Raw genomic sequence first — 5,691 nt, forward strand, 5'->3', positions numbered from 1 at the left:
GCTCGCAGCGTGGCTGCGCCCGCGGTTCCAAGGCCCTGAAAGGCGTCGATAATGCCCCAAACCGTGCCGAAAAGTCCCACAAACGGTGTAACGGCTCCGGTTGTCGCAAGCCATGGCAGGCGCGACTCCATCTGCGTCATCTCTTCGGAAGAGGCAATCTGAGTTGCTCGTTGAACCGCAGTGATGTTGCGCGTGCCAGCCTGGCGGCGATATTCGTCATAGCCGCCTTCGAAAACAGCAACCAGTGGGCTCGGCTTGAACTGCTCTGAAACCGAGGAAACGTCCTGCAGGCGTCCATTTGCTTTACGGAAAGCCCGCAGAAAGCGGCCACTCTGCGTCCGCATGCGGCGAAATTTCGACCACTTCGAGAGGATGATCGCCCAGGAAAGAATGCTGAAAAACAACAGAATGATGAGGACCAGTCTGGCCACCGGTCCGGTCTGGGCAACTAAATTTCCAAGGTCTGTAGCAAAGCCTAATAAGGCGGGGGAGTACGTCATGAATGCCTCTAGTAAAGGTAACAAACCGCTACTCTGCATGGCAAAGAGAGTCGGCGCTTAGAATCACGGAAGTACATGTGCTTCTTTGCCTCTTTTGTCATTCCGAACCGCCGGGGTTTGGCGGTGAGGAATCCCTACCGATGCCCATGCTGCTAAAGTGTGCGAAGAAGCGGAGTCTGATTCGGCGTGGAGATTACGGCACTGCTTGTCTCAGTTCCGGCCGTAAGTCCCGCCAAGATGGGTTCATGCTATCAATCAACGCGATCTTCTTCTCCCGCCGCCAACCTTTGATCTGCTTCTCGCGGGCGATGGCTTTCACGACATCTGAGAAACGTCTCGAAATACACAAGCCGATCAACGGAGTAGCGGGCAGTAAAGCTCTTTTTGCTCCCAATCCAGTGCTCGGCTGATCGTCGCTGCACGTTGTTGCTGATGCCCACGTAGAGCGTTCCCGAGAGACTCGACAGGATATAGACAAAGAAAACTCTGCAGGATGGCCGCACGGGCCGACATTGTAGTCGCCCGTAGGGATTCCTCACCGCCAAAACCCGGCGGTTCGGAATGACAAAAACGAAGCCCCAACCCAGTGCTCGGCTGATCGCCGTTGCACGTTACTGATGCCCACGTAGAGCGTTCCCGAGAGACTCGACAGGATATAGACAAAGAAAACTCTGCAGGATCGTCGTACGGGCCGACATTGTAGTCGTCCGTAGGGATTCCTCACCGCCAAAGCCCGGCGGTTCGGAATGACAAAAAATCAAAGCGATTGTTTGGAGCGTCGAATGACGCTATTCTTCGCCTGATGCTCGTCGAACTTCGCGTCGAAAACTATGCCGTCATCGACCAGGTGGTCGTCGAGTTCGGTCCCGGGCTGAATCTGCTCACCGGCGAGACCGGCGCAGGAAAATCCATCCTGATCGACGCGCTCGCGCTGCTGATGGGCGATAAAGCATCACCGGAGGTCGTTCGGCACGGCGCCGAAAAGGCCGTTATAAGCGGTGTCTTCCAGGCAGAGCGCGCGCAAATCGCGCGCATCCTCGACGAAAACGGCCTGGAGAGCGCTTCAGAAGAACTCATCCTGAAGCGCGAAATCGGCACCAGGAATCGCGTCTGGATCAACAATCAACCCGCTACGGTCGCTGTTCTAAAGCAGTTAGCGCCCGAACTCGCAGCCATCCACGCGCAGAATGAGACAGTGCTGGCCTTCGATCCGCCTGCACGGCTGCAGTTGCTGGACGCATACGCCGCGATCTCGACCGAACCGCTGAGCCAAAAGTACTCGCGGTGGAAAGAGCTGCGGGCACGCATCGATGAACTCGAGCGCAGTGAGCAGGACCGACTGCGCCTGGTCGATCTCTGGGCCTTTCAGAAGCGTGAAATCGATGCCGCGAAGCTCATAGCGGGTGAAGACGAGCGTCTCGAAACCGAGCGCCGCGTCCTCATGAATGCTGAGAAGCTCTATTCGCTCGCAAACAGCGCGTACGACTTGCTGTACGAATCGCCAACCTCCGTTCTAAGTACTTTGCGCACAGCGATGCGCCAGGTGGAAGACTTAGCTAAATATGATTCCCAATTCGAGCAATTCCTCAAGACCCTCTACTCGGCCAAAGCCGATATAGAGGACGTAAGCGCCTCAGCTCGCGACTACGCCGATAAAATCGACGCCTCTCCCGAGCGCCTCGCCGAAATCGAAGAGCGCCTGGCAACCATCGATCGCCTGCGACGAAAGTATGGCAGCAACGTTGAGGAGATCCTCGCTTTCGCCGAAGATCTCACGCAGAAGCTGAATGAGGTAGAGAATCGCGATGAAATTCTTCGCGCGCTGCGCAAGCAACTCGAAGCCGCAGCGACTGAATACCTGACAGAAGCGCGGTCCATTTCGCGGGCGCGCGCGACCGCAGCGCGCAAATTGGAAAAGATCGCGGAAGCCGAGATCAATGAGCTCGCGATGAAAGCACGGTTCCATGTCGAGGTGCGGACCTCGGAAGAGGAAGCGAACTGGTCGACAACAGGCCTCGATTCGATCGCATACCTGATCGCCACCAACGCCGGCGAGCCGCTTAGTCCAATTGAAAAGATCGCCTCCGGCGGCGAATTATCGCGCGTAATGCTCGCGCTGAAAGTCGGTGTCGAATCGGGAACGACGCGTCCGAACGGGAATGGCAAACCGAAGCGCTCGAAGTCCGAACGCACTCTCGTGTTCGACGAGATCGATACCGGCATCGGTGGCCGGGCCGCCGAGGCAGTAGGGAAGAAATTGAAAAGTTTAGGAGCACACAGCCAGGTGCTCTGCGTTACCCACCTTCCCCAAATTGCATCGTTCGCGGACCATCACCTTCTGATCGAGAAGCACATCTCGGGCAGTCGCACACGAACGACCATTCGTCCACTCGATGCGAACGAGAGAAGGGAAGAAGTTGCACGTATGTTGAGCGGAGCCAAACTCACTGACGCGTCTCTGAAACACGCCGAGCAGATGTTGAAGGCAAACGCCTAGTCGCACAGGCGGTGCTCCGACGCGCCGCGTGTGATCGCTACTCGACCGGCGCAGTTGATGCGCTCACGACATTTCGCTTGACTTTCGCCCCGTTTCGTCATAGCACAGAAGCAGGGTTTCGCGACGGCGCTTTGGCAGCATTATGGACGCGGTGGACGTAGTGGACAGAGTGGACGGATGGAGTTTGAACCGGAGTCCGCAGTCGAGCAGCATAGGGCAATGCAACCCCTTACGGTGGAATGCAATGTTTACGGTGAAGTGCAATGCTTAAATGCTTAAAGATGTCCATAGCGTCCACAGCGTCCACCAAGTCCAGCGTGAAACCGCCGATCCGATACTTGGGGTTACCCCACCGAAAAACTCGGGGTTACCGAGCGGAAATTCCGGGGTAACCCCGTGGAAATCTCGGCGTTACCCCGTGGAAATTTCGGGGTAACCCCAGCAATCTAAATTGCGACGATTCATCACAAGATCCTCGTACCGAATGACTTATCGAAATCACTCGCTATAAACTCGCAAAAACGGTGAAATTTTTCTTCTTGATGATCAGATCTAAGACGGTGAAGCCGATTGGCTGGATTCGGGGATCTCTTTTCTTGGCAATGGCAGTTTTCGCTCAGGCAGCGGATGTGCCATGGTCAGGAGCCGTCCGGAATGCGTCGGGGGATCCGCTTGCCGCCGCAACCGTGCGTCTCGTGAAAGGCCACGATGCGCTCACGGCGACCACAAACAAAAGCGGGCAGTTCCATTTCGGAAGCGTTCAAGCTGGCTCTTACCAGCTCTCGATCACTCCGGCGGGTGGAAAGGCATCAGAGCCTTACCTGGTTCAAATCAGCGCGAAGACACCCCCTGCGGAAATCGTCCTGTCTGAGCGGAATACTTTGGCGATTTCTGACCCGAAGGCAGCCGGGGCCACAGGCGGCGAGGACTTGTCCAGTCAGGCGGTCAGCGAGCTGCCACTCAACAAGCGCGACTTCAGCCAGCTTTTGCTTCTGGCTGCCGGCACAATGACGGATTCGAACGGCGCGAATAACTTCACGCAACAGTTCGCGATCAATGGCCAGCGTGGAGTCGAGGCGGTCTTCGCCATGGACGGCGCGGACGTCACCGATCCCGAATTGGGAGGCGGCACGTTCACCAACTTCAATGTCGATGCGGTGCAAGAGATCCAATCCAGTTCCGGATGGATGCCGGCCGAGATCGGACGCGGCGCTGCCGGATTCACCGACATCATCACGCGCTCCGGCAGTAGCGGCTTTCATGGATCAGTCTTCGAGTTCCTGCGCAACTCGGCGCTCGACGCGCGCAATTATTTCGATCATCCATCGCCGGCCAATCCGGGGCGCATTCCGCCATTTCGGCGCAACGAGTTTGGTTTCACCAATGGCGGGCCTGTTGTCATCCCCGGTTTGTACAACGGACGAGGAAAGACCTTCTACTTCGGTCAATACCAGGGATTCCGTCAGGTATTGGGAACCACGCAGGTGATTCCTGTGCCCACGGCCGATGAACGCGCCGGGCTGGACACCACGGCGTTTGCAGGCGACACCTTGATTGTGCCAATCGATCCCGGCATCGCTGGCGTACTCGCGCGCTATCCGCTGCCGAACTTTCCGCAAGGCGCGTATGGGCCACATACTTATGCGACTTCGGCAAAGGTGAACACCGATGCCAATCAGTTTTCCATTCGCCTCGATCACAAGCTGAGCGACAAGTCGCAATTGTTCTTCCGCGTGAATTTCGATAACCTGACTGGCCCGACGACGAATCCCGACCAGACGGTGCTCGATCCCAGCTTCGGCGTGCGCTACATCGATCGCCAGCGCAACGTCGCGGCATCGTACGCGAAAACCGTTTCACCGCGATTCAGCTTTAAAACGGTCTTCAGTATCATCCGCACCACGCCGACTTTTGCCACACCGAACCAGACCGATCCGGCGCTGAAGTTTAACGACGGCCTGTTCGAATCCTTCAATGCCCCGGCGGGCTCGGTGCAGACTGCCTTCGGCAACCTCTTTCAAGTCACGCAGAATTTCTCCCTTACTACCGGAAAGCATCAATGGAAGTTTGGCGGAGAAGTGCGCCTGAACCGAGACACGACCTATTTCGGGACAAGCCCAAATGGGGAATATGACTTCGGCGGCGGCATTGCCTACTCTCCGGTAAAGATTCCTTCCCAAAGCGGAACGCACAATATTCAGGCCGGCGATCCGCTTCCAGACACTCTCAGCAGCCTGCTGACGGGAAGCCCGTTTGCGTACAACAGAGGAGTAGCGCCATCGTATTTCTCCAATGGCGAGCACATTGGCCCTGCGGCCATCAACCGCAACTCGGGCGGCCTCTATTTCCAGGACACCTGGAAGATCTCTGAGCGCCTGGTTCTCGACTACGGTCTTCGCTACGAGATCTATACTCCTATTTCGGAACGCGCAAAGCGCACCTCGAGCTTTCGCTTCATTCCCGGTCCGAGCGGCACGCAGGAGCAATTCGTCGTCAATCCCCAGCCAGGCTACAGCGGAAATCTGAATGGATTTGCACCGAGGGTGCAACTCGCCTGGCGCGCGACCGAGAATCTGCAAGCGCACATCGGCGGCGGCATCACAACCATTCCGCCCAACATCTGGCAGGACAATTTTCTGACCGGATCAACGCCGTTCGTAGTCTATCCCCGCCTGATTGCTGCGCCTGGAGCGC

Annotated in this window: 3 protein-coding genes; 2 read left to right on the forward strand and 1 reads right to left on the reverse strand. The window is 57.0% G+C overall.

Going from position 1 to position 5,691, the window contains the following annotated elements:
* The coding region (locus tag VFU50_06735; GenBank protein ID HEU5232538.1) for a MotA/TolQ/ExbB proton channel family protein at positions 1–500 on the reverse strand (500 nt) is incomplete at its 3' end.
* 802 nt (positions 501–1,302) lie between these two features.
* Between VFU50_06735 and recN the strand changes: the two genes are divergently transcribed.
* A complete protein-coding gene (gene recN / locus VFU50_06740; protein HEU5232539.1) occupies positions 1,303–2,997 on the forward strand; it encodes a DNA repair protein RecN in 1,695 nt (564 codons plus the stop codon).
* 602 nt (positions 2,998–3,599) lie between these two features.
* A partial coding sequence (locus tag VFU50_06745; protein HEU5232540.1) for a TonB-dependent receptor occupies positions 3,600–5,691 on the forward strand: 2,092 nt, incomplete at its 3' end.

Source organism: Terriglobales bacterium (assembly GCA_035764005.1).
Lineage (GTDB): Bacteria > Acidobacteriota > Terriglobia > Terriglobales > Acidobacteriaceae > Gp1-AA112.

Bases quoted from the DNA above. Each gene is read 5' to 3' on its own strand.
- recN (HEU5232539.1), top strand. From the start codon at position 1,303: ATGCTCGTCGAACTTCGCGTCGAAAACTATGCCGTCATCGACCAGGTG.